Raw genomic sequence first — 24,360 nt, forward strand, 5'->3', positions numbered from 1 at the left:
CGCTCATGAAGGCACTTGTCCTCTCCGGAGGCACCGGCAGCAGACTGCGGCCCATCACCCACACCGCCGCCAAGCAGCTCGTCCCCGTCGCCAACAAGCCGGTGCTCTTCTACGGCATCGAATCCCTGGTCGCGGCGGGCGTCACCGACATCGGCATCATCGTCGGGGACACCGCCGAGGAGATCCGTACGGCCGTGGGCGACGGCTCCCGCTTCGGCGCCCGCGTCACCTACCTCCCCCAGGAACAGCCCCTCGGCCTGGCGCACGCCGTCCTGATCGCCCGCGACTGGCTCGGCGACGACGACTTCGTGATGTACCTCGGCGACAACTTCGTGGTCGGCGGCATCGCCGAACTCGTCGACGAGTTCCGGGAGACCCGCCCCGAGGCCCGCATCCTGCTCACCAAGGTCCCCGACCCCAGCGCCTTCGGCGTCGCCGAACTCAGCCCCGAAGGGCACGTCGTACGCCTGGAGGAGAAGCCCAGCGACCCGCGCAGCGACCTGGCGCTGGTCGGCGTCTACCTCTTCACGCCGGGCGTGCACGACGCCGTACGGGCCATCGAGCCCTCGGCTCGCGGCGAACTGGAGATCACCGACGCCCTCCAGTGGCTGGTCGACGCCGGCCGCACCGTCCAGTCCACGGTCATCTCCGGCTACTGGAAGGACACCGGCAACGCCACCGACATGCTGGAGGTCAACCGCACCGTGCTGGAGGGCCTGCCGCCCGCCGTCCTCGGCGACGTGGACGACGCCAGCGAACTGGTCGGCCGGGTCCGTATCGAGGCCGGGGCCAGCGTCGTACGGTCCCGGATCGTGGGACCGGCCGTCATCGGCGCGGGCAGCGTCGTGCGCGACTCCTACATCGGCCCCTCCACCTCCGTCGCCGACGGGTGCCTGATCAGCGGCAGCGAGGTGGAGTTCTCCATCGTCCTGGGCGACTCCCGCATCGAGAACGCCGGCCGGATCGAGGGCTCGCTGATCGGCCGCATGGTCCGGATGAGCGGCGCCGCCCGCGCGCCCCGCGCGCACCGTCTGGTGCTCGGCGACCACAGCCAGGTGCAGATAGCGCCCTGAGCCCCGAGCCCCCGCATGCCCCCGTCCCCGTTTCCCTGTCTTGGACTGACGCCTTGAGAATCCTCGTCACCGGCGGAGCCGGCTTCATCGGCTCCCACTTCGTCCGCACCCTGCTCACCCCCGAAGGCCCCGGCGGCGGCACCGGACCGCATGTCGTCACCGTGCTGGACGCCCTGACCTACGCGGGGGACCGCGCCAACCTCCGGCCCGTGGCGGACGACCCGCGCTACACCTTCGTGCACGGCGACATCCGCGACCGGCCGCTGGTGGACGACCTGCTGGCCGACCACGACGCGGTGGTGCACTTCGCCGCCGAGTCGCACGTGGACCGCTCCATCGCGGGCGGCACCGACTTCGCCTCCACCAACGTCCTCGGTACCCAGGTCCTCCTGGAATCCGCGGTACGCCACCGCATCGCCCGCTTCGTGCACGTCTCCACCGACGAGGTGTACGGCTCGATCGCGGAAGGCTCCTGGACCGAGGACGAGCCCCTGGCACCCAACTCCCCGTACTCCGCCAGCAAGGCCGGCTCCGACCTGCTCGCCCTCGCCCACCACCGCACGCACGGCCTCGACATCTCGGTGACCCGCTGCTCCAACAACTACGGCCCCTACCAGCACCCCGAGAAGGTCATCCCGCTGTTCGTCAGCCGCCTGCTGGCGGGCGGGCGCGTCCCGCTGTACGGCGACGGGCTCAACGTCCGCGACTGGCTGCATGTCGACGACCACTGCCGGGCCCTGCGGCTCGTCCTGGAAGGCGGCCGGCCCGGCGAGGTCTACAACATCGGCGGCGGCACCGAACTCAGCAACAAGGACCTCACCGAACGCCTCCTCGCCGCCTGCGGCGCCGACTGGGACCGGGTCGACCACGTCACCGACCGCAAGGGCCACGACCGGCGCTACTCCGTGGACTGGACGAAGATCCGTACCGAACTCGGCTACGTACCGCAGCACGCCTTCGAGGACGGGCTCGCCGAGACCGTCGCCTGGTACCGCGAACATCCCGAACGGTGGGCGCCGCCGGCCGAGGGCACCGCCACCGCCGCCGCGGGAGGTGCCGCCCGGTGAACCGCTGGCTGATCACCGGCGCGAGCGGCATGCTCGGCCGCGAGGTGTCCCGCATGCTGGCCGCCGACGGCGCATGCGCGCTCCCCCTGGACCGCCGGACCCTGGACCTCACCGACACCCGCGCCGTGGAGTCCGCCCTGCGCCGCGTCCGCCCGGCCGTGGTCGTCAACTGCGCCGCTTACACGGACGTGGACGGCGCCGAGACCCACGAGGAGCAGGCACACCGCATCAACGCGGACGCCGTGCGCGGCCTGGCCCGCGCCTGCGCCGCCACCGGCACCCGGCTGCTGCACGTCTCCACCGACTACGTCTTCTCCGGCGACGCCACCACCCCGTACACCGAAGGCGCGCCGACCGGCCCCCGTACCGCCTACGGCCGCAGCAAGCTCGCGGGCGAACAGGCCGTCCTGGCCGAACTGCCGCACACCGGCACCGTCGTCCGCACCGCCTGGCTGTACGGCGCCCACGGCCGCAACTTCGTCCGCACCATGGCCGAACGCGCCGTACGCGGCGCCACCGTGGACGTCGTCGACGATCAGACCGGCCAGCCCACCCCGGCCCGCGACGTCGCCGGACGGCTCCTCGCCCTGGGGCGCGGGCCCATCCGCCCCGGCGTCTTCCACGCCACCACCGGCGGCACGACCACCTGGTACGGACTGGCCCGCGAAGTCTTCCGGCTGGCCGGCGCCGACCCGGACCACGTCCGGCCCACCGACAGCACCACCCTGAACCGGCCCGCCCGCCGACCCGCCTGGAGCGTGCTGGGCCACGACCGCTGGGCCGCCGCCGGGCTGCCCGCACCCCGGCACTGGCGCGAAGCGCTCGCCGCCGAGTTCACCCGGGTGACCGCCGCCCTGGAAGGAGCCGTCTCATGCGCCCGCTGAGCATAGAAGGAGCCTGGGCCCGCGAACCCCTCGTCCACCGGGACGACCGGGGATCCTTCCACGAATGGTTCACCCAGCCGGAGTTCACCGGCGCCACCGGGCGCGCCCCGGTACTGGCGCAGGCCAACTGCTCCGTCTCCCGGCGCGGCGTGCTGCGCGGGGTGCACTTCAGCGAGGTGCCGCCCGGCCAGGCCAAGTACGTCACCTGCGTACGCGGCGCCGTCCTGGACGTGGTGGTGGACCTGCGGACCGGCTCCCCCACCTACCGCGCGTGGGAGGCCGTACCGCTGGACGAGGACGGGCTGAGCGCGGTCTACCTCTCCGAAGGGCTCGGCCACGCCTTCATGGCCCTGTCCGACGACGCCACCGTGGTCTACCTCTGCTCCACCGGCTACCAGCCGCGGCGCGAACACGGCGTCCATCCGCTGGACCCTGCACTGGGCATCGAATGGCCCGCAGGGGTCACTCCGCTGCTGTCCGCCAAGGACGCGGCCGCGCCCACTCTGGAGGAGGCCGAGGGGCGGGGGCTGCTGCCTTCGTACGAGGAGTGTGTACGTCATCGGGCGGCGGTCAGGGGCGCCGATCGGGACGCTGATCAGGGCGTTGATCGGGACGCTGATCGGGGCGTTGATCGGGAAGGCAGCGCGGCATGACGACGGCGGCGACCGCCGGGCGCACCGGCGCACCCGCCCCGGAAGCCAAGCCCGCCCCGCCCACCGGACGCCCCGTACTGCGGGCCGGCGGGCTGCTGCTGGGCCTGGCGCTGCTGGCCGTCGTCGTCCTCGTGAGCATCGCCGTGGGCGCCAAGGCCATCCCCCTCGACCAGGTGTGGCACGCCCTGTTCGAGTCGACCGGCACCGCCGACGACCGGATCGTGCGGGAACTGCGGCTGCCCCGTACCGCACTCGGTGTCGCGGCGGGCGCCGCCCTCGGCCTGGCCGGCGCCGTGATGCAGTCCCTCACCCGCAACCCGCTGGCCGACCCCGGCCTCCTCGGCGTCAACGCGGGTGCCTCGGCCGCCGTGGTCACCGCGATCAGCGTGCTGGGCGTCACCTCCTTCACCGGCTACCTGTGGTTCGCGCTGGCCGGCGCCGGAGTGGCGGCCGTCCTGGTCAACGCGCTCGGCGGCAGCCGGGCGGCCACCCCCGTACGGCTGGCCCTGGCGGGCACCGCCGTCAACGCCGCCCTCTTCGGCTACGTCAACGGCCTCCAACTGACGGACCTGAGCGCCCTGGAGACCATGCGGCACTGGTCCATCGGCACCCTCACCGGCCGCCGCGGCGACCTGCTGCCGACCGCGCTGCCGTTCCTGCTGGCCGGTGCCGTCCTCGCGCTGGCGGTGGCCCGCCCGCTGAACGCGGTCGCCCTGGGCGAGGACACCGCCCGCTCCCTCGGCGCCCGGCTGGGCCGCACCCGGGTGCTGTCCATCGTGGCCATCACCCTGCTGTCCGGCGCCGCGACCGCCGTGTGCGGGCCGATCGGCTTCATCGGCCTGATGATCCCGCACGCCGTACGGGCCTTCTGCGGCCCCGACAACCGGTGGCTGTTCCCGTACTGCGCCGTCTTCGCGCCGGTCCTGCTCCTGGGGTCGGACATCATCGGCCGGGTGCTGGTGCCGCCGACCGAGATCGAGGTCGGAGTCGTCACCGCGTTCTTCGGCGGCCTGCTCTTCATCCACCTCGTCCGCCGCCGGAAGGTGGCCCAGTTGTGACCGCCGTACGCACGTCCAGCGCGCGCCGCACGGCGCCCCGCCCCGCCGTCCTGCGCACGCGCGGCGGGCTGTCCCTGAGGCTGGGCCGCCGTGCCCTGCTGGTCTGCGCGGCACTGGCGCTGACCGGCATGCTGGTGGCCGTCCTGTCGCTGGGCATGGGCAGCTACCGCCTCAGCCCCGCCGAGGTCGTCGCCACCCTCTTCGGGGACGGGCCGCCCGGCGCGGACTTCGTCGTGGTCGACCTGCGGCTGCCCCGAGTGCTGGACGGGCTGCTGGCCGGCTTCGCCATGGGCATGAGCGGCGCGGTCTTCCAGTCGCTGGCCCGCAACCCGCTCGGCAGCCCCGACGTCATCGGCTTCGGCAGCGGCGCGTCGGCCGGCGCCCTCGTCTCCGTCATCCTGCTGGAGGCCGGGACCGCGCAAATCGCCCTCGGCGCCGTACTCGGTGGACTGGCCACCGCCGCCGCCGTCTACCTGCTGGCCTGGAAGCGCGGCGTGCACGGCTACCGCCTGGTGCTCGTCGGCATCGGCGGCTCGGCGGTCCTCGGGTCGCTCACCAGCTACCTGTACGTACGGGCCGACATCGGCAAGGCCGCCGAAGCCGCCACCTGGATGATCGGCAGCCTCAACGGCCGCGGCTGGCCCGACGTGACCGTGGCCGCACTCGGGGTCGCCGCCCTGGCACCCGCCGTCCTGGCGCTGGCCCGGCGGCTCTCCCTGCTGGAGATGGGCGACGACACCGCGGCCGCACTCGGCGTCGCCCCCGAACGCAGCCGCCTGGCCCTCCTGGCCACCGGCACCGGTCTGACGGCACTCGCCGTCGCCGCCGCCGGACCGATCCCGTTCGTCGCCCTCGCCGCTCCCCAGTTGGCCCGCCGCCTCACCCGCTCACCGGGCCCGAACGTGCTGCCCGCCGCCTGGATGGGCGCCGTCCTGGTCACCCTCGCCGACTGGGCGGCGCAGCGCGTGTCCGGTACGGGCATCCTGCCGGTGGGCGTGATCACGGGGGTGGGCGGGGGCGTGTATCTGGCGTGGCTGCTGTTTCTGGAGAGGAGGTCGGGGAAGTTGTGAGGGGCGGCCGGCCTCGTGCCGGCCGCTGACAGGCCGGGGCCCCGCCCGTCAGAGCTGTTCCGGGCGGCGCTCCGTCAGGCCGTACTTCTGCGCGATCGGGTTCCACAGCTTCGCCGCCTGCTGCTTGGCCTTCGTGGCCCGGCCGCTGTCCGCGTTGCCCTTGGCGGGCTCCTTGCCGCCCCGGGCCTTGCCCTTGGGGCAGCCCTTCTTGCCCTTCACCTGCCCGGCCCAGGCCGCGTAGTGGTTGTCGGCCGAGGCGGAGGACTTCCACGCCTCGTTGAGCGCGGCGGTCAGCTCGCCGCTGCCGGGCAGCTTGTCGACGGGAAGCTTGGCCAGCCGGCTCACCAGGTCGTTGCGCTGCTGGGCGGCATCCCGGAGATCCTTGGCCGCCGCGTCGAGGTTGTCGCACGACTTGATGCTCTTGACCGCGCCGATCACGGCGTCACGGCTGTTGTTGCTGTCCTTCAGGAGCGCGTCGAGGCCCTTCGCCTGCGCCGCCACCGGATCGGCGGACGGCGACGGCTGCTTGGCGTCCTTGCCGCCCCCCTCGTCCTTCGTGGCGCCGGACGCACCGCCGGACTCCTGCTTCTTCTTGGCGGAACCGTCCTCACCGCCCCCGCTGAGCGCCCAGCCGACGCCGAGCCCGGCACCCGCCAGGGCCACCACGGCGACACCGATGACCGCGGCGGGCGCGAAGCGCCGACGCCGTCCGCCGCCGTCCGGGCCGTGGTCCCCCTGCGGCGCGTACTGGTCGAACGGCGGGCGGCCGCCGAAGGACTGCTGACCGTACGGGGGCTGCTGGTCCGGCTCGTCGAAGCGGGGCAACTGCGCGGTGGCGTCCGGGACACCGCCCGGCGTTCCGGCCGGGGCGGCGGCGCCCGGGCCGGAACGGAAGAGGCCCTCGAACTCGGCCGGGGTCGCGCGGTCGCCGGGGGCGCTCGGGTTTCCCGGCGCTCCGGGGTGTGCGCCGAAGGGCGCGCCGGGCGGCGGGGTGCCGGCGCCGATCGGCGGGATGAACTGGGTGGCCTCGGGGTCGGCGCCGGGCGGAGCGGACTGGGCGGACTGGACGGACTGGGCGGACGGGGCCGCGTCGGGCCGCGGGCCGTTCGGCTTGATCGCGCGCAGCGTACGGGTGGACTCACCGGGCGTCTCGGGGCGCCCGCCCGCGGGACCACCGGCCGCAGGCGGCATCGGCGCGGCACCGGGCATCGGGCCGGGTTGCCCGCCCTGCGTGCCACCGCCCGTCGGGGCCTGCTGCGTCTGCTGTGCCTGCTGTGCCTGCTGTGCGCCGATGGGGCGCAGCAGCGCGGTCGACTCCGGGTCACCGGCGGCGGGCGGCATCGGCGCACCGGCCTGCGGCGTCGCGGGGACGAGCTGGCCGGACTGACCGGGCTGGCCGGGCTGACCCGGCCGGTTCGGCTGACCGGGCTGGCTCGGCTGGCCGGGCTGGCCACCGGACTGCGGGTCGAACGGGGACATCGCGGATATCGGGGATATCAGCGCGGTCGCTTCCATGTCCGGGGCACGGCCCTGGACCGGCTGCTGCCCGAGGTTCTGCGGGGGCTGGCCCTGCGGAGGCATGGGCGCGGCGGCCGGGGGCTGCTGCTGGAACGGCGGCTGCTGCGGCGGCTGCGCGGGCGGCCCCGCCGGAGGAACTGGAGGAGCCTGGGGCGCCGGAGGCATCGGCTGGGCAGGCGGGTACTGGGCGAAGGGCTCCTGGCCGTACGGCTGCTGCTGGGCGTGCGGCGGCTGCTGACCGTACGGCGTTCCCTGCTGCTGCCCGTACTGCGGCTGCTGCTGGCCGTGCGGCTGACCGGGCATCTGCTGACCGCCGTACGACTGCCCCTGCCCCGGCTGACCCTGCACCGGCTGGCCCTGGACCGCCTGCCCTTGAACTGGCGGCCCCTGAACCGGCTGCCCCTGAACCGGCTGCCCACCCGGCACCTGCTGCTGCCCGGGCCCCCAGGGCTGCCCCCAAGGCTGGCCCGCGGGCGGTGCGGCCTGCTGGCCAGGGACCCACGGATCGCCGTGAGCGGGCAGCACAACGCCCTCTCGCGCGGGCTCGCCCGCAGGATAGTGCGGGTCGTTGCCCTGTCCGCTCTGCGTCACCGGGACTCCTACGATCTGCTGACTTACGGAAGCGTCGGCTCACGCTACCGGGTCGCCGTCACGTTCGACCATGTCCCCTGGTCACCACCCACCCGTAACGCCCCACAAGGGCCTTCCAGGCCCTCCTGAGGCCCCTGTGGCGGCACGGGAGGGCCCGCCGGGCGGACCCTGCGCGGTCCGCCCGGCGGCGAAGGACGAGGCGGCCCGGGCGCCGACCAGCCCTCCCCCGGCTGCCGCGGGCCGCGAATCCGCTACGCGGCTGCCCGCAATTCCAGCCGGGCACCGAACTCCCGCACCACCGGCTCGTCCCGGTACGGCTCCAGCCGTAGCTGGAAGTCCTCCAGATACTCCGCGCCGCGGTTCGACCGCAGCCCGCTCAGCAACTCGACGGCCTGGGTGCCCGTGTGGCACGCCTGCTCGATCTCGCGCTGCTGCACCTGCGCGCTGGCCAGCAGCACCAGCCCGATGGCGCGGCGCCGCGCCCGCCCTTCGGGGTGCCCGTCCACCGCTTCCTGAGCGCGCTGGCGCGCCGCGCTCGCCTGCCCCAAGTCGCGATGACAGTGCGCGAGTTCGTCGGCCAGGTACGCCTCGTCGAAGTGCGAGATCCACACCGGGTCGTCGCCGGTGCCGGAAGAACCTGCGGCGCGTTCCATGGCGCCCACCGCCCGGCCCGCCACGACCTGGAAGGCCCGCGCGTCCCCCATCAGCGCGTGCCCGCGCGCCTCCGCCGCGAAGAACATCGCCTCCGCGCGCGGCGTGACGTGTCCCCGCGCTCCTTCCTGCGCGGCCTTCGCGAGCTGCGCGATCTCCCGTGGGTTGCCGAGCGAGGCGGCGAGGTGGCTCATGCTGGCGGCGAGCACGTACCCGCCATAGCCGCGGTCACCGGCCGCCTGTGCAAGGCGCAGTGCCTGGATGTAGTAGCGCTGCGCCAGTCCTGGCTGGCCGGTGTCGACGGCCATGTAGCCGCCCAGCTCCGTCAGCCGGGCGACCGACGCGAACAGTTCGCGGCCGACCGATTCCCGGTACGAGCCGGCCAGCAGCCCGGAGACGACGCTGTTGAGGTAGTGGACGACGACCGGCCGGACGTGGCCACTGCCGTAGCGGTGGTCCAGCTCGCCCAGGGCCGTGGTCATGGCCCGTACGGCTTCGACGTCCGAGATGCCCACCCGCGCCCCGGCGTTGCGCGCGACCTGCGGGTCGGCGCTGGTGATGAGCCAGTCCCGGCTCGGTTCGACCAGCGCCGAGGCGGCCACGGTGGAGCCGCTGAGGAAGTCGCGCCGGCCGACGTCGCTGCGCCACAGCTCGCAGACCTGCTCGATGGCGCCGAGGACGGTGGGCGAGAACTGCAGGCCCACACCGGACGCGAGGTTCTTGCCGTCGGCCATCCCGATCTCGTCGATGGTGACCGTCCGCCCGAGTTTGCGGCCCAGCGCCTCCGCGATGATGGCGGGGGCCCGGCCGCGCGGCTGCTGGCCGCGCAGCCAGCGGGCGACGGAGGTCTTGTCGTAGCGCAGGTCCAGGCCGTGCTCGGCGCCGCACATGTTGACGCGGCGGGCGAGTCCGGCGTTGGAGCAGGCGGCTTCCTGGATGAGCGCCTGCAGCCGTTCGTTCGGCTGCCGCGCGACGAGTGGCCTGGCGGCCATACTGCACCCCCTGATTACTGCTGCGCGTTCACCAGCGAACGCCGTACCCGTGGACCAATTCCCCACACATATGCCGGATATACGGGATATCTCGGATGTGCGTCATGTCCGTCGAAGCCTTGACATTTCCGGGTGGCGGCGATCGGACCGGCCGGCCGGCGGATCGCTCCGCCGGATTGCGGTGTCCGGCTTGTCCTCTCGCTCCGCTCCCGGGTACTGCGTCACGGTCTCGGCTCCTGCTGCTCCGGTCTTCGGTGTTCGAACTCCGGTGCCCGGCGTTCGGTGTTCGGGTTCCGGCTTTCGAACTTCACTCTGCGGACTTCGCTCTGTTCGAAGTCCGCATCTCGAACTCCGGCTCTCGGACTTCGGGCTTCACTCTGCGGACTTCGGACTTCGGTGGGACGGTGTGCCGGGGAATCGGCCGAACCGGGGTACGCCGTGGCGGTACCCGCGTCCTGCTCGCGGCGCCGCCGCGCCGTACGGTCCCGGCGTTCGCTCCGGGGTCCGTGCCGGCTGTGCCGCGGCCTTGCCGCCGGGCGGCCTCTCCGCCCGTCACGCAGGTGGCTACCCGTTCTCCCGGCGCTGCCCCGCACGCGCCCCCGGCCATGCATCCATGCGCCCCACGTGCGGGAACGATGCGCCGGGGTGGTGCACGTGTCGGCCGTAACCCTTGGTGACGGGGAAAGTTGTCCACCACGTGGAAGACACCATCGGAGTCACAGGAGCCTCTCAGGTCCCCGAGCAGCGTGGCGAGCTGTTGATCGAAACTGCGGTGCGTTACGCGGAAGAGCGGCATTGGGACGTCTTGCCCGGCGCATGGCTGGAGGACGAGGGCGAAGTGCCGCGCTGCTCGTGCGGCGCGGCCGACTGCGCCGCGCCCGGCGCGCACCCCGCCGTCCCGGGCTGGGCCGGGCACGCCACGGGCAGCGCGACGGCCGCCCGCCGCCTGTGGAGCAGGAATCCGCGCGCCTCGATCCTGCTGCCGACGGGCCGTACGTTCGAGGCGCTGGACGTACCCGAGACGGCCGGCTGCCTGGCCCTGGCCCGGATGGAGCGGATGGACCTGCCGCTCGGCCCGGTGACCCGCACCCCGGGCCGCCGGATGCTCTTCTTCGTCCTCCCCGGCGCCGCGATCAAGGTGCCCGACCTGGTGCGGCACCTGGGCTGGCCGCCCGCTTCGCTGGACCTGGTCGCGCGCGGCGAGGGCGACTACGTCGCCGCGCCGCCGACGCGGGTGGGGGCGCACGGGGCGGTGCAGTGGGTGCGTGAGCCCACCGCCGCCAACCGGTGGCTGCCGGACGCGGACGAACTGATCAGCCCTTTGGCGTACGCCTGCGGGCGGGAGGCCGCGGCGGCGCGCGGACGGTGAGGACGGGGCGGCGGGGCCGTACGGGGCGCGCCTGCCGTACCCGCCGCGCCGCCGTCCCGCCCCCGTGCACCGCGCGTGTGCGCCGGGCGCCCGCCCCACCGCGCACGCCCCTTCGCAGCACCGCGCGCCCCTCCCGCCGCCTCGCACGCAGACGCACCGGTTCCGTCGCACACCCGCACGTATCGTGTGATGAACGGACGGGGGCACGACCAGCCCCCGCGGGGACGTCGAAGGGCAGGCCGGTGGCCAACGAACCGGAGAACAGCGACCAGACGGCAGAAACGCTCACTCCACCGGACGGCCCGCCCGACCGGGCGGACGGCACGGTTCCGCCCGCCGTGCGCATCCAGGGGCTGTGGAAGAAGTACGGCGAACAGATCGCCGTGGCGGGGATCGACCTCACCCTGCCGGCGGGCCGGTTCATCGGCCTGGTCGGACCGAACGGCGCGGGCAAGACCACCACCCTCTCGATGGTGACCGGCCTGCTGCGCCCGGACGCCGGGCAGGTGGAGATCGGCGGCCACGACGTGTGGCACGACCCGGTCGCGGTGAAGTCCCGGATCGGCGTACTGCCCGAAGGGCTGCGCCTGTTCGAGCGGCTGTCCGGCCGCGAACTCCTGGCCTACATCGGGCGGCTGCGGGGGCTGCCCGGTGCGGAGGTCGACAAGCGCGCCGACCAGTTGCTTCAGGTACTGGACCTGGCCGGCGCGCAGAACAAGCTCGTCGTCGACTACTCGACCGGTATGCGCAAGAAGATCGGGCTGGCGGCCGCGCTGCTGCACAACCCGGAGGTGCTCTTCCTGGACGAGCCGTTCGAGGGCGTCGACCCGGTGTCCGCGCAGACCATCCGCGGCGTACTGGAGCGCTACACCTCCTCCGGGGCCACCGTCGTCTTCTCCAGCCATGTGATGGAGCTGGTCGAGTCGCTGTGCGACTGGGTGGCGGTGATGGCCGGCGGGCGTATCCGGGCCGACGGCCCCACCGCCGAGGTGCGGGGCGACGCGCCGTCCCTCCAGGACGCCTTCCTCGAACTGGTCGGCGCCAACGGCCGCACGGCCGGGCAGGACCTGGACTGGCTGGGCGGCGGGGCCGCCCGATGAGCGTCCCCTCCACCTCCACGGCACCCACCGGGACGCCGCCCGGCGCTCCGCACGCGGCCCCGGCCGCGTCGCTCACGCCGGTCTTCGTCCGCCTCAAGCTGTCCCTGCTGCGCAACGGCCTGCGCCAGTCGTCCGGCCGGACCGTCGCCTATGTGGCGTCGCTGGTCTTGTCCCTGCTGTGCGCGGCCGGCGTACTGCTCGGCCTGATCGCCCTGCGCGGCGTCGACCACGCGGGCGCGCTCGGCGTCCTGCTGGCCGCGGTGCTCACGCTGGGCTGGGCGGCGATGCCACTGTTCTTCCCCTCGGGCGACGAGACCCTCGACCCGACCCGGCTGGTCATGCTGCCGCTACGGCCCCGGCCGCTCATCGTCTCGCTGCTGATCACGTCGCTGGTCGGCATCGGCCCGGTCTTCACCCTGGCGCTGGCCGTCGGCTCGGCGATCATGCTGGCGCAGACCGCGGGCGCCGCGGTCGTCGGCGTCCTCGCCGTCGTCCTGGTCGTCCTGGTGTGCGTGGCGCTGGCGCGCGCCGTGGCCACCGCCAACGTACGGCTGCTGACCAGCCGCCGGGGGCGCGACCTCGCCGTACTGAGCGGCCTGTTCGTCGCCATCGGCGCGCAGGGCGTGAACGTCGGCGCGCAGAAACTGTTCGGCTCGGGCGCCGGGCTGTCCGCCCTGGAACCCGTCTCCGACATCCTGCGCTGGGTGCCGCCCGCCTCGGCCGTCGACGCGGTCCGCGCGGCGAGCGAAGGCGCGTACGGGCGTGCCGTCCTGGGCCTGGCGCTGGCCGCGCTGGCGCTCGGCCTGCTGCTGTGGTGGTGGCAGCGCACCCTGACCACCCTGATGACCTCGCCCGACTCCTCGACCCTCCAGGCCGTCGAGAAGGACACCGCGCGCAAGCAGCGCTCCTCGGGCGGCGGCCTGCAGCGGCTGCTCCCGGAGAGCCGTTCGGGCACCGTCATCCTGCGGATGCTGCGCTACGCGTGGCGCGACCCGAAGTCCAAGATGTCGTGGGCCATGGCGTTCGCCGTGGGCCTGCTCGTCCCGTTCATCTCCGCCATCCAGGGCGGCGGCAGCATCTACACGGCGCTCTCGGCGCCGGCCCTGCTGGGCATGCAGATGTACAACCAGTTCGGGCAGGACACCTCGGCGTTCTGGATGGTCGCCTCGACGATCTCCACGCCCCGCGACGCCTTCCTGGAACTGCGGGCGCGCGGGCTGGGCCTGGCCCTGGTAGGTGTGCCGTTCGTGACGCTGGTCGTGATCGGCTCGGCGGCCTTCCTGGGGCCGTGGTCCGCGTTCTTCGACGTCTACGGGCTGGCGCTGGCGCTGCTCGGGGCCCTGGTGGCGACGGGTGCGATGGCCTCGGCACTGTTCCCGTACTCGATCCCCGCCGAGAGCAACAAGAACGTCGCTCCCGGCCAGGGCGCCATCGCCTGGTTCAGCCTGTTCGGCGGCATGCTGGTGAGCGCCGTACTGGCCGCTCCGGTGATCGGGCTGCTGATCTGGCTGCACGTGGCGGACCTGCACAGCCTGCTGTGGCTGCTGCTGCCGGTGGGAGCGGCGTACGGGGTCGGCATCGCGCTCCTGGGGATGCGGGTGGCGGCACCGCTGGTGGCGCGCCGCCTGCCGGAGATCCTGGGCGCGGTCAGCAAGGGGTGAGGCTCGGGGCTGCGTCGGCGGCGGCGCTGTCGGCGCCGACGCAGCCCGCCCGTCCGGAGTTATCCACAGGCTTCCCCACGGCAATTGCCGGGCCGGTACCGTCGTGGAACGCGGCGACGAAATGATCGCCACGACGACACGATCGCCGGCACGCACGCCGACGCATCCACCGGCGCGGCCGGTGAACGGGGGTGGGGAAGCATGTGGCTGACCGGAAGCACGACCGCGATCACGACAGCGGCCCTCCACACCGCCCTGTCCTCCCCTTCCACCACCACAGCTCCTTCCCCGCTCCGCTTCCTCTTCCTCGCCGCCGGGCCGCTCCTGCTCATCGCGGCGGTCGGTCTCCTGCTCCGGCGCCGCTCCCGACTACGGGACCTCGCCCAGCCGTTGGCGATACCGCGAGCGGTCTTCGCCGCCGCGCGCCGCGCCGACGAGGCCGGGATACGGGAGCGTGCCGCTGAGGAAGTCGCCCGCCTGGCCGGGTACACGCAACGCAACGGGGCTGCTCCGGCGGCCACGGAACGGGCCCGCGAATCCTGCGCCACGGCCGAGGCCCTTTTGCGGCAGGCGCGCGGAGTCCCCGACCTGGCAGGCGTGTTCGCCCTCGTCCATGAGGGCTGCGCAGCCCTCGACGGGTCGAAGGCACCACTCCCCCTGTGCTTCTTCCACCCGCTGCACGGCCCGGCGATCCGGCGCATACCCTGGCGCCCGTCCGACGACGGCGAGCGCTTCCAGGTAGGCGCCTGCGCGACCTGCGTACGGGCCCTCCGGGCTCGCCGGGAACCGGACACGCTCACCGACGAGCGAGCCGGCCGCCCCGTCCCGTACTTCGACGTACCGCCCGAGCACAGCCTGTGGTCAGCCACCGGCTACGGCTCCCTGCTGACCGACACCTCCCTGACCACCCACGTCCAACGCGAACTGGACCTCGCACGATGACCCGCCCCCGACTCGGGCAACGCTGGAGCGCACTGCCGGTATGGGCACGGTGGGTCGCCGCCACCTACGCGTTCGCCTTCACCCAAGGGACCTGCGCCCACCTCATCGACCTGGCACGCGGCGGCATCCACGCCTACGCGGCCTTCCCCCAAGTGCCACTCCAGGTGTTCTTCATCAGCCTGGTGGTCCTCGACCCCCTGACCGTCCTCCTGGTGATACGCCTACACCGCGCAGGCCCCTGGGTGGCCTGCGGCGTGATGCTCGCCGACGCCACCGCGAACTGGATCGGCAACTGGCAGCGGGCAACCGCCGACCCGGCAAGCCTGCTCCGCCCGGTCGGGCTGCTCCCCATCACCCTCTTCACCCTGTACGTCCTCGTCACGTGTCTCCCGCTGTATCGAGCGTTCGATGCGTCGTGGAAGGCGGCCGGGGGGCGGCGGAGCGGGAGGGAAAGGGCCCTGCTGCGATGCCGCATACGCCGGGCTGCGTGCTCGGGGTTCGTCGTGGTCCTGCTGGCGGGGGCGGCCGTGGGCTCCGCGCGGGAGGAGCCCGAGCCCGTGGCCACGCTGGGCGGTTCCGGATCGGTGTGCGAGATGCCGGTGACGTTCGAAGTGCGCGGTTTCTGGAAAGCGACGCCGCCTGGTCCGAGCCGGGAGCCGCTGGGCTTCGACGCCCTTTGCGATCTCACACTGAAGGAGGAAAAGCGCAAAGTGACGCTGCGGGTCGACGCCATCGACATGGGAAGCGGTGACCCCCTCGGATCGCTGCGCCTCCACGAGGGGGCGGACCTGGGCAACTACGGCGAGTACATGCACGGTGGGCGTATGGAGGCGACGACGGCCGCCGGGCAGCCGGCCGAAGAGATGCACTACCGGTTGAGCCCGGATGGCCTCCATGACATCCGGGTCCACAAGATCGCGGTGGTGGTGCCGGAGGGCGCCGTCGTACTGGGTGTGAGCAGCAACTGCCTGGGGTGCGAGGGGTACGCCCGCCGGGTTTACGAAGAGGCGAAGTCCACCATGCGGGTGCGAGGCGCCGCCTGAGGGGCGGACCGTGCGGAGAGCTGCCGGCCAACCGGCGCACGCGTCGGTGGCCGTACGGGCCTGTAGCTGTTGACTGTTCGCTGTTGACTGTTCGCTGTCGACTGTTGGCTCTTCGGGCACGGACACCGGCACCGGCACCGGCACCGGCACCGGGACGAGACTGGATCGGGCCTGGGCGCGGGACGGGATCGCGCTCAGGGCCCGGTACCGGTACCCGTACCGGCGCGGGTGCCACCCTGCCCGGACCTCGTTCAGGTCGTGGGCGGAGCGGGCGGAGTCGAGGGCAGGGCGGCCAGCGCGGCTTGTTCTTCTTCGGGGGTGTAGCCGAGGCGGAGCGGGGGCTCGCCACGGGCGCGGTCCCAGGCCAGAACGTCGGCCGCCGTCACCTCCAGTGGCGTCGCGGGCATGCCCGCCTGCCGGGCACGCGCCGCGCTGCGCTGCTGGGTGGCCCAATTCGCGCGGACCAGGGGGAACATCGGGGGCGCGCCTTCGGGAGACACCGACACGAGTTCGATCTTGGTACCCGCCACTCGCGCGCAGGTCTCGATCAGCCCGCCGAGTGTCGTCGGCTCGGCCGGGCCCACCGCGTGGAAGACGCCGGGGCGGTCGTCGGTGAGCAACTGCACCACCAGACGGGCCAGGTCGCGCGAGTCGACGACCTGCACCGGCTGCGCGGGGTCGCCCGGCAGCGCCACCCGGCCGCCGCGCGCGGCGCGGCGTACCCAGTACGTGAACGTGTCCATCGAGTCGTGCGGACCGGCCACCTTTCCCGGCCGCACGATCGTCGCCCGCGGCCCGTACCGGGCGGTCACATCGTCCTCGCAGGCCACTTTGAGCGGGCCGTACGTGGCTTCGCTCAGCTCCTCGGTGTCGCGGACGGGCGGGCGGCGCGGGGTGTCCTCGTCGCTGCCCGGGGCCACGCCCGTGCGTTCGTAGACGGCGTGGCTGGAGATGAACAGGTACCGGCCGACGCAGTCGCCCAGGGCGTCCATCGCCTGCCCCACGTGCCGCGGGACGTAGCCGCTGACGTCCACGACCGCGTCCCAACTCCTGTCGCCCAACGCGGTGTAGTCGCCGGTGTCGCGGTCGCCGACGAGCCGAGCCAGGCCGGGGAACAGGTCCGGGTTGGTGCGGCCCCGGCCGAACAGGGTCACCTCGGCACCGGTACGCAGGGCGTCCTCGACAATCGCGCGGCCCACGAAGGACGTTCCACCAAGCACAAGAAGGCGCATGGTCATCGACACTACCGAGGCCCCGGCGGGCCCGGCACGAAATATGGGGCCGGTGTGACGGCGGAGGCGGAAGTGGGTGCGGAAGGGGAGCGGGACCGAGCGCGGAAGCCGGATCGAGTACGAGAGGGGGTACGGGAACGGGGGTGGGTAAGGGCACGGGTGCGGGCGGCGGTTGCGGGTTGCGGGTTGCGGTGACGGAAGCAAGTGGCGGGTGGCAGTGGCAGTAGCAGCGGCAGTGGTGGTCAGGACGGGAGGACGGACTCCAGGAAGGGGCCCAGGACGCCTCGCCACTCCTCGGGGGCTTCCCAGGGGAGCCAGTGCCCGGCGTCCGGGATCTCGGCGTACACCCCGTGCGGGAGGACGCGGACCATCTCCTGGGCCTCGGCGCGGCCCAGTTCGCCGTCCAGGCCGCGGACCACGAGCGTGGGGCACCGCACCAGGGCGAGGTCCTCCCAATGGGCGTCATGGACCCAGGTCTCGCGGGCGGTGAGCATCTGGTGGCGGGAGAAGACCGGGCGCCAGCCGTCCGCGCGTTCGGCCATGATCTCGGCGAAGAAGTCGCCGCGGGCGGGCTTGGGCCGTTCCAGGGTCGGGTCGTCCTCGCCGAACCACTTGCGTACGTCCGCGAGGGTGGCGAACGGTACCGGCCAGGAGCGGAACCAGTCCGCCCACTCCTGCTGCGAGGCCGCGCCCAGGGCGGAGGCCCGCATGTCGCAGACGACCAGCGCGCTCACCAGGTCGGGCCGGCGGGCGGCCATCTGCCAGGCCGTCAGGGCGCCCATGGAGTGGCCGATCAGGACGGCGGGCGCCAGGCCGAGCTGCTCGACGGCGGCGATGCCGTCGGCGATGTACGTCTCGCGGTCGTACGGGCCGTCCTGGGGCTTCTCGCTGCGGCCGTGACCGCGCTGGTCCAGGCCGACGGCGCGGCAGCGGGAACCGAGCCAGCGGGCGGTCTCGGCCCAGTGCGACGCGCGCCCCATCAGGCCGTGCAGGAGCAGCACACCAGGACCGTGCTCCCCTTCCTCCCCGCCCCGGCCGGTCTTCGGCGGGTCGGTGAACTCCCAGGCGGCGAGCCGGACACCGCCGGCCCCCGTCACGTCGATGCGCCGCACCATGGGCCCTGGCACCCCCATCCGGTCCTTGAGCAGCTCCACACTATCGAACCCCTATTCGAATAGGCTGTTTCTGCGCCCAATAACCCTCGTTCGGGTGACCACACCCAAGGATTGCCGGTCCTCGCCGAGGGGAGACACGTAGCGGGAGGCGGGCCCCACCGGGAAGGGGGCCCACGGGGGAAGACCCTGGGAGCTCGGGGCTCCGGGTCTTGGCGGGGGGACGTGGGGAGGCGGGGCCCCGGCTGCTCGCAGCGCCGGGGCCCTGGTCGTTGACGGGACCACGGCCGCCACGGCGCCGACGGGCGGACCACTGCCAGGTGACCCACTGCCGGGCGGAGCGCCCCGAGGTGACGCATTGCCGGGCGGAGCGCCAAGAGATGACGCGTTGGCGAACGGGCCGCCGCGTGGTGACGCACTGCCAGGTGTCCGACTGCTGGGCGAACCCCTGTCGGGCGGACCGCTGCCGGACAGATCCCTGCCGAACAGGCCGCCGCCGAACCTGCCGCTGCCGGGCGGACCACCGCCAGGCCGGCCGCTGCCGGGTCGGCCGCTGCCGGGCGGGCCGATCGGACCGCACACCCCCGGCCGATCCGAAGCGCTCGGAAGCGCCGCCCTCACCCGCGCAACTTCCCGAAGTCGCCGCACACATCGGCCTTTTCACGCGCTCGGCGATCGAGCACCCCGAAGCCGGGCACCCCCGGGCCGCACACCCCGCAGCCGTACACCCCTCGCCCGGACGCTCCGAGATCGAGCACCCCCAGATCGGGCACTCCGGGGCCGAGCGCTCCGAGATCGAACGCTCCGCGGCCAGGCACTCCGAGACCGGACGCTTCGAGATCGGATACGCCGAGACCGAGCACTCCCAGATCGAGCGCTCCCAGACCGGGTACGCCAAGACCGGGCGCTCCGGGGCCGAACGCTCCGAGACCGAGCTCTTCGCGGCCGGGCGCGTCGCCCGAGGCCGGTCCGGGGGTCGCGGCGGACTGCTCCTCACCCGAGCCCCCTCCCCGACCCGGGTTCGCGGCGGCAGGTGCGGTCACGCCCTGCGCGTCGTCCAGCCGCCTCGCCCCGGGTCACCGGCGCCACACGTCATGAGCCCCCTGTCGTGGCGTGCGCGCACGCCTGCCGGGGCCGTACGGCATCGCCACGCGGCCCTCGGCAAGCCTTCGCGCACACGCTCAGCGCCAGCGTGACACGCCACCGGCCGCTCCGCTCGCGTTCCGCCAACTCCGTCCGGTCGTACAGCGGTTGAGCAGTACTCCGGAGCGGCCATCGGGCCAGGTCAGGCGGGCGGAGCGGGGCGGGCGGAGATCAGCGCTTGGCGACGAAGACGTGCGCGGCGATCTCGGATTCCAGCTCTGCCGCCTCGCCGCTGCTGCCGACCAGGACGCCCGTGGCGGACTCGGTCACGCTGACCACCGCGCCCGGCTGCACACCGGCCCGCCGCAGCGTGTACATGAGCTGGGCGTCGGCCTGGATGGGCTCGCCGATCCGGCGCACCACGACCGTCTTGCCGTCCGCGCCGGCCTCCAGGTCCATCAGGCTCACCATGCCGGCGTCCAGGAACGGGTCGGCCTCGGCCTTCTCGCCCAGCTCCTCCAGACCCGGGATCGGGTTGCCGTACGGCGACTCCGTCGGATGCCGGAGCAGTTCCACGACGCGGCGCTCGACCGCCTCGCTCATCACGTGCTCCCAGCGGCACGCCTCGGCGTGCACCTGCTCCCACTCCAGCCCGATGACGTCGACGAGCAGACACTCGGCGAGCCGGTGCTTGCGCATGACGCGGGTCGCCAGCCGGCGGCCCTCCTCGGTCAGCTCCAGGTGGCGGTCGCCCGCGACCGTGAGCAGGCCGTCCCGCTCCATGCGCGCCACGGTCTGGCTGACCGTCGGGCCGCTCTGTTCGAGCCGCTCCGCGATCCGGGCGCGCATCGGGACCACACCTTCCTCTTCCAGCTCAAGGATGGTGCGGAGATACATCTCCGTGGTGTCGATCAGTCCGGACATGCGTGCCCCTTGATGTGTCGTGCGGTGGCCCTGAACTCAATTCTGACGCATCCCACTGACAACGGATCCGCGTCCGCTCCGGCCGGACCCTCCCGGGACCCCGGTACGGCGGCGCCCGCCCTGCGGCGAGACGGCAACCGGGCGACGTCCCGGCGGCCGGAAGGTGTCCGTCCGGTCGCGAGCGGTGGCGCACACCGTATTGACAGGGCACTGGTCCAGACCGCAACGTGATCCGCGCCACGGCCGTCCCGCCAGGGTCGGCACGCGGCACCCCGGCCGGCTCGTACTGCCGGATGCGTCAGAACGTAGGACAAACGTACGAGGACCAACGTACAAGACCGATGAGTACCGACGAGAGGGGCCCCGCGGCGATGGGCGAGAGCAACCGGTTGGCCGGGCAGTACTTCGACGCCGCGATCGACCTGCTGCGCCGGGTGCGCGACGAGGAGGACGAGCGGATCGGCGCCGCCGGGACGCTCATCGCCGACACCGTCGAGGCCGGCGGCCGGATCTTCGCCTTCGGCGCCGGGCACTCCTCCCTCGCCGCGCAGGACACGGTCTACCGGGCCGGCGGCCTCGCCCTCATGAACCTGCTGACCGTCCCGGGCGTCGTCGGCGTCGACGTACGGCCCGCGACGCTCGGCAGCGCGCTGGAGCGGGTGGACGGGCTGGCCGGGGCGGTCCTGGACACCAGCCCGCTGGAGGCCGGTGACGTGCTGATCGTCATCTCGCTCTCCGGCCGCAACTCGCTGCCGGTCGAGATGGCCATGAACGCGCGGGCGCTGGGCCTCAAGGTCATCGGGCTGACGTCGGTGGCGTACGCGGAGGAGACCAGGTCGCGGCACGTCTCCGGCACGTACCTGCGGGACCACTGCGACATCGTCCTGGACAGCAAGATCCCGGTGGGCGACGCGGAGTTGACGCTGCCGGGCATCGAGGCGCCGTTCGCCCCGGCCTCGACGGTCGTCACCAGCGCGGTCATGCAGGCCGTCGTCGCGACGGCCGCCGGCGTCCTGGCCGACCGCGGCATCGACCCGCCGCTGCTGCGCTCCGGGAACGTGGACGGCGGCCACGACTGGAACGGCCGGGTGATGCGGGAGTACGCGGACCGGATCTACTACCGGCAGTAGCGGACGGGGCACGGGGGCGGCGTAGGGGACGGCGTACGGGAACGGGGTACGGAGCCGCGTTACGGGGGCGCGTACGGCCGGGGTACGGCCGGGGTGCGGGGACGACGGTCACCACCGGCTCCACCGGCCCGACCCACCCTCTAAGCCTCCTCGGCCCCCTCAGGCCCCCTCCGCCCCTCCCGCCACCTCTCCCGCCAGATCCAGCGCCGCGGCGATCCTGGAGGCCACGTCCTCCGCGTACGCCGCGTCCGCGCGGTCGAAGGGGCGCCGCGAGGGCCCGCGCAGGAACGTCACCACGCCCAGCGTCCGCCCCCGGCTGCGCAGCACCACGCACAGCCCGTGCACGGTGCCGTCCGGCCACTTGCGGGCCGCGGCCCAGCCTTCCGCGACGGCCGGGCCCGCTCCGGCCCGTACCGAGCCGCACCGTTCCAGCGCCTGCGCGGCCGGGTGGCCCGCCCCGTAGGCCACCGGAATCCCGGTCGGCGGGACCGCCTCGGAGGGGCCGGGCGCGCCGGCGGGTGAGGCGATGGCCCGTACCAGGACGGGCGCGCTCTCCGGAGGGAGGCCGCCGCCCGCCGCACCGCCGCCGCCCGCCACGCCGCCGTCCCCCTCACCGGCGCCGCCGTCCTCGCCGCTCCCGCCCCGCACCACATCGACCAGCCCGTGATCGGCGAACCCCGCGAGGGCGAAGTCCAGGTGGACCGCCGCCGCCTCCGTCGGGTCCTCGCACTCCCCCGCGGCCCGGCCCGCCCGGTGCAACTGCTGGGCGCGGAAGCGCAGCAGGGCGCTCTCCTGTTCCGTGCGCTTGGCGTCCGTGACGTCCTGGAAGAGCCAGCCCACGCCGAGCGGTACGGGCTCCTCCGCCAGGGGCGAGGCCAGCCGTACGAAGCCGCTGCGCCAGCACCGGCGGGTCTGTTCGGCCTCGTCGGACCGGAGCGTCACCCACAGTTCGGCGGCGGCCGGCGGGGTGCCTTCGGCGAGGACGTGCGTCAGGGCGCTCTCCAGCTCCTCCACGCCCTGGATCAGCAGATCGCCCAGCGGGCGCCCGAGCACGGCCGTACGGCCCATGCCCAGGGCGCGGGCGGCGTGCGCGTTGACGACCGCGGGGCGCAGGTCGGCGTCGACCAGCACCACGGCCCAGGAGGCGTCCACGAAGAGCGCCTCGCTCAGCGCGATGGACCGTTCCAGGTCGATCTGGGTGTGCACCTCGCTGAACGCGCAGTACACGCCGGCCGCCCGGCCGTCGGGCCCGAGCACCGCGGAGGACTGGGTGCGGACCAGGACGCGGCGCCCGTCCTTGGTCAGCAGCGCGAACTCGTGGACCTGGCGGCCGGGCGCGCGGGTCGCCGCCAGCAGGCGGGCCTCCACCTCGTCGGCGTCCTCCTTGCGGACCGCCCAGCCCGCCAGCCCCTGGCGGCCGACCGCCTCGTCCGCCGTCCAGCCGAGGATGCGTTCCGCCTCGCGGTTCCAGTGCGTGACCGAGCCGTCCGCGCCGAAGGCGCACAGCGCGGCGTCCATCCCGTCCAGCAGGGCGGCGAGCAGGCCGGAGTCGTCGCTGTCCGGCTGCGGGTCCTGGTCCACGCCGGGGCACCCGTCCGCGCACGCGTCGTCCGGCGGCGGGCCGCCCCGGCCGGCTTCCCGGCCCGGCCCGCCGGGCGGTACGGGCTCGAAGCGGCGCGACGAGGACGACGAAGACGATGACGAGGAGGACGAGGAGGAGGACGACGAAGACGAAGCAGCCATTGGCACCCCCTACGAACGCGGCCACACGTGCTGCACGCCGGATCATTCAACTGGACCGTGACGCGGACCACACCCCATTCGGGGAAATCCCTCAAATCCCTGCCGCCGAAATTCGGTTGTGCGGCCGCCGGACCGGTTCCTAGGGTGTGAGGCACACGAGAAGGGAGGTGGTTCGGCAGATGATTTCGCACCGGACGCGTGAGGTGACTGCGGGCTAGCGGCCCGTCGTCGCACTCAGTGTGCAGCGCCGGACCAGCACAGGAAACAACTGTGCAGCCGGCCAATCCCCAGCAGTCACCCGACCCGCGGGCTGCCGGTTCGTCCGACCGGCCCCTTCGCGCCCCAGGCGCGGGGGAAGCAGCCCGCGGGTCGTCTGCGTCCCGGGACACCGGGCCCGGACGCGTAGACCGTACGGCGCCCCTCGGGGCGCGGGCACGGACGCACAGCCGTACCCGCCACACCCCGGACGCGAGCCGTCGCCCCTCAGGGCGCCGGCCGTCAGCTCCTCAGGGCGCCAGCCGTACGACGGACCAGCCCTCCCCCGAGCCCTCGCGCTCGTACCGCAGCCGGTCGTGCAGGCGGTTCTCCCGGCCCTGCCAGAACTCGACGGCCTCCGCGACGACCCGTACGCCGCCCCAGTGCGGCGGCGCCGGCACCTGCTCGCCCTCGGGGTAGCGGGCGGCCAGGTCGTCGTAGGCGCGTTCCAGTTCGGCGCGGGAGGCGACCGGCGTGGACTGGTCGCTGGCCCAGGCGCCGAGCTGGGAGCCGTGCGGGCGGGTGCGGAAGTACGCGGCGGTCTCGTCGCGGCCGATGCGGGCGGCCGTGCCGGTCACGATGACCTGCCGGGCCAGTGGGTGCCAGGGGAAGAGCAGCGAGACGTACGGGTTCTCCGCCAGGTCGCGGCCCTTGCGGCTGCTGTAGTTGGTGAAGAAGACAAAGCCGTGCTCGTCGAACCGCTTGAGCAGTACGGTCCTTGAGCTGGGACGGCCCGCGGCGTCGGCGGTCGAGACGACCATCGCGTTCGGCTCGTGCAGTCCGCTGGTGGCCGCCTCCTTGAACCAGCGGGCGAACTGGTCGTAGGGGCTGGGGGCGAGTTCTGCCTCGGTCAGTCCCTCGGCGCGGTACTGCGCCCGCATGGCGGAGGGATCGAGCGGGTCCGGGGTGGGCGTGTCGGCGGGGTGCACGGCCACATCTTGCAGCATGCGGGCCTGTTGGGGCAGCCGGGTGGCAGGGAAGTCTGCCCTTGGCCGCCGTCGCGTAACCCTTCCTTAAGCGAATCGTCCGGTGTGCCGGATCTCACCCTTCCCGGCACGTACCGGACCGGCCAAAATCGTGCCGCGCGCCACTGTGGCGCACGGGCGGCGCGGGATATCGTGTCCGCCCTGAAGTGATCGAAGTGACGTGCTCCGGGCGGACGGCCACGGGTGCCGGTCGGGTGACCAACGCCCGCGCGGGGCATGACGG

20 protein-coding genes are annotated in these 24,360 nt (G+C 73.6%); 13 read left to right on the plus strand and 7 right to left on the minus strand.

Annotated elements, in window-relative coordinates; all coding sequences use genetic code 11:
* Positions 1 to 5: 5 nt before the first annotated feature.
* From EJG53_RS15960 to EJG53_RS15985, 6 genes are read left to right on the plus strand one after another with little or no spacing between them, the layout of a single operon-like run.
* Complete coding sequence (locus EJG53_RS15960) at positions 6 to 1,073, plus strand: glucose-1-phosphate thymidylyltransferase (RefSeq protein ID WP_125045405.1); 1,068 nt, start codon at positions 6 to 8, stop codon at positions 1,071 to 1,073.
* 53 nt (positions 1,074 to 1,126) lie between these two features.
* Entirely contained in the window at positions 1,127 to 2,140 is a 1,014-nt protein-coding gene (gene rfbB / locus EJG53_RS15965; protein ID WP_125045406.1) for a dTDP-glucose 4,6-dehydratase, read from the plus strand.
* Positions 2,137 to 3,024 carry a dTDP-4-dehydrorhamnose reductase gene (gene rfbD / locus EJG53_RS15970; protein WP_125045407.1) on the plus strand — a complete coding sequence of 296 codons (888 nt, stop codon included), beginning with the start codon at positions 2,137 to 2,139 and terminating at the stop codon, positions 3,022 to 3,024. The genes rfbB and rfbD overlap by 4 nt, the downstream gene beginning before the upstream one ends.
* Positions 3,012 to 3,677, plus strand: a complete 666-nt coding sequence (locus EJG53_RS15975) for a dTDP-4-dehydrorhamnose 3,5-epimerase family protein (protein ID WP_244955161.1) — start codon at positions 3,012 to 3,014, stop codon at positions 3,675 to 3,677. The genes rfbD and EJG53_RS15975 overlap by 13 nt, the downstream gene beginning before the upstream one ends.
* Positions 3,674 to 4,735, plus strand: coding sequence for a FecCD family ABC transporter permease (locus tag EJG53_RS15980; protein WP_125045408.1), 1,062 nt, complete (start codon positions 3,674 to 3,676; stop codon positions 4,733 to 4,735). Before EJG53_RS15975 ends, EJG53_RS15980 begins: the two co-directional genes overlap by 4 nt.
* Positions 4,732 to 5,805 (plus strand): FecCD family ABC transporter permease, encoded by a 1,074-nt coding sequence (locus EJG53_RS15985; protein WP_125045409.1) that lies wholly within the window; start codon positions 4,732 to 4,734, stop codon positions 5,803 to 5,805. The genes EJG53_RS15980 and EJG53_RS15985 overlap by 4 nt, the downstream gene beginning before the upstream one ends.
* Before the next feature lie 48 nt (positions 5,806 to 5,853).
* Here EJG53_RS15985 and EJG53_RS42470 read toward each other — a convergent pair whose 3' ends face one another.
* On the minus strand, positions 5,854 to 7,014 hold the full coding sequence (locus EJG53_RS42470) for a hypothetical protein (RefSeq protein WP_244955162.1): 1,161 nt from the start codon (positions 7,012 to 7,014) through the stop codon (positions 5,854 to 5,856).
* A gap of 9 nt (positions 7,015 to 7,023) precedes the next feature.
* Here EJG53_RS42470 and EJG53_RS42475 point away from each other — a divergent pair, with 9 nt between their 5' ends.
* On the plus strand, positions 7,024 to 8,043 hold the full coding sequence (locus tag EJG53_RS42475; RefSeq protein ID WP_244955163.1) for a hypothetical protein: 1,020 nt from the start codon (positions 7,024 to 7,026) through the stop codon (positions 8,041 to 8,043).
* Between the two features lie 122 nt (positions 8,044 to 8,165).
* On the opposite strand, the gene EJG53_RS15995 is transcribed toward EJG53_RS42475, so the two are convergent.
* Complete coding sequence (locus EJG53_RS15995) at positions 8,166 to 9,557, minus strand: transcriptional regulator (protein ID WP_125045410.1); 1,392 nt, start codon at positions 9,555 to 9,557, stop codon at positions 8,166 to 8,168.
* A gap of 697 nt (positions 9,558 to 10,254) precedes the next feature.
* Between EJG53_RS15995 and EJG53_RS16000 the strand changes: the two genes are divergently transcribed.
* The 5 genes from EJG53_RS16000 (at position 10,255) to EJG53_RS41510 (ending at position 15,672) form a co-directional block, all read left to right on the plus strand.
* On the plus strand, positions 10,255 to 10,926 hold the full coding sequence (locus tag EJG53_RS16000; RefSeq protein ID WP_125045411.1) for a bifunctional DNA primase/polymerase: 672 nt from the start codon (positions 10,255 to 10,257) through the stop codon (positions 10,924 to 10,926).
* Between the two features lie 242 nt (positions 10,927 to 11,168).
* Positions 11,169 to 12,026, plus strand: coding sequence for an ABC transporter ATP-binding protein (locus EJG53_RS16005; protein WP_125045412.1), 858 nt, complete (start codon positions 11,169 to 11,171; stop codon positions 12,024 to 12,026).
* Entirely contained in the window at positions 12,023 to 13,687 is a 1,665-nt protein-coding gene (locus EJG53_RS16010; protein ID WP_125045413.1) for a transporter, read from the plus strand. Before EJG53_RS16005 ends, EJG53_RS16010 begins: the two co-directional genes overlap by 4 nt.
* Before the next feature lie 201 nt (positions 13,688 to 13,888).
* Positions 13,889 to 14,629 (plus strand): hypothetical protein, encoded by a 741-nt coding sequence (locus EJG53_RS16015; RefSeq protein WP_125045414.1) that lies wholly within the window; start codon positions 13,889 to 13,891, stop codon positions 14,627 to 14,629.
* Complete coding sequence (locus EJG53_RS41510; protein WP_174856416.1) at positions 14,626 to 15,672, plus strand: lipoprotein; 1,047 nt, start codon at positions 14,626 to 14,628, stop codon at positions 15,670 to 15,672. Before EJG53_RS16015 ends, EJG53_RS41510 begins: the two co-directional genes overlap by 4 nt.
* 251 nt (positions 15,673 to 15,923) lie before the next feature.
* Here EJG53_RS41510 and EJG53_RS16025 read toward each other — a convergent pair whose 3' ends face one another.
* The 3 genes from EJG53_RS16025 to EJG53_RS16035 all read right to left on the minus strand — a co-directional run bounded on the left by EJG53_RS16025 (position 15,924) and on the right by EJG53_RS16035 (position 20,023).
* On the minus strand, positions 15,924 to 16,871 hold the full coding sequence (locus EJG53_RS16025) for an NAD-dependent epimerase/dehydratase family protein (RefSeq protein ID WP_244955164.1): 948 nt from the start codon (positions 16,869 to 16,871) through the stop codon (positions 15,924 to 15,926).
* A 275-nt stretch (positions 16,872 to 17,146) separates the two neighbouring features.
* Positions 17,147 to 18,019, minus strand: a complete 873-nt coding sequence (locus EJG53_RS16030; protein ID WP_125049398.1) for an alpha/beta fold hydrolase — start codon at positions 18,017 to 18,019, stop codon at positions 17,147 to 17,149.
* 1,311 nt (positions 18,020 to 19,330) lie between these two features.
* A complete protein-coding gene (locus EJG53_RS16035) occupies positions 19,331 to 20,023 on the minus strand; it encodes a metal-dependent transcriptional regulator (protein WP_031001736.1) in 693 nt (230 codons plus the stop codon).
* Positions 20,024 to 20,394: 371 nt separating this feature from the next.
* Here EJG53_RS16035 and EJG53_RS16040 point away from each other — a divergent pair, with 371 nt between their 5' ends.
* Positions 20,395 to 21,153, plus strand: coding sequence for an SIS domain-containing protein (locus EJG53_RS16040; protein ID WP_031001735.1), 759 nt, complete (start codon positions 20,395 to 20,397; stop codon positions 21,151 to 21,153).
* A gap of 159 nt (positions 21,154 to 21,312) precedes the next feature.
* Here the strand turns inward: EJG53_RS16040 and EJG53_RS16045 are convergent, their stop codons facing one another.
* Positions 21,313 to 22,896 (minus strand): PAS domain-containing protein, encoded by a 1,584-nt coding sequence (locus EJG53_RS16045; RefSeq protein ID WP_244955165.1) that lies wholly within the window; start codon positions 22,894 to 22,896, stop codon positions 21,313 to 21,315.
* Positions 22,897 to 23,402: 506 nt separating this feature from the next.
* Entirely contained in the window at positions 23,403 to 24,098 is a 696-nt protein-coding gene (pdxH, locus tag EJG53_RS16050) for a pyridoxamine 5'-phosphate oxidase (RefSeq protein WP_241269369.1), read from the minus strand.
* Between the last annotated feature and the right edge of the window lie 262 nt (positions 24,099 to 24,360).

It is taken from the genome of Streptomyces chrestomyceticus JCM 4735 (genome assembly GCF_003865135.1).
Taxonomy (GTDB): domain Bacteria; phylum Actinomycetota; class Actinomycetes; order Streptomycetales; family Streptomycetaceae; genus Streptomyces; species Streptomyces chrestomyceticus.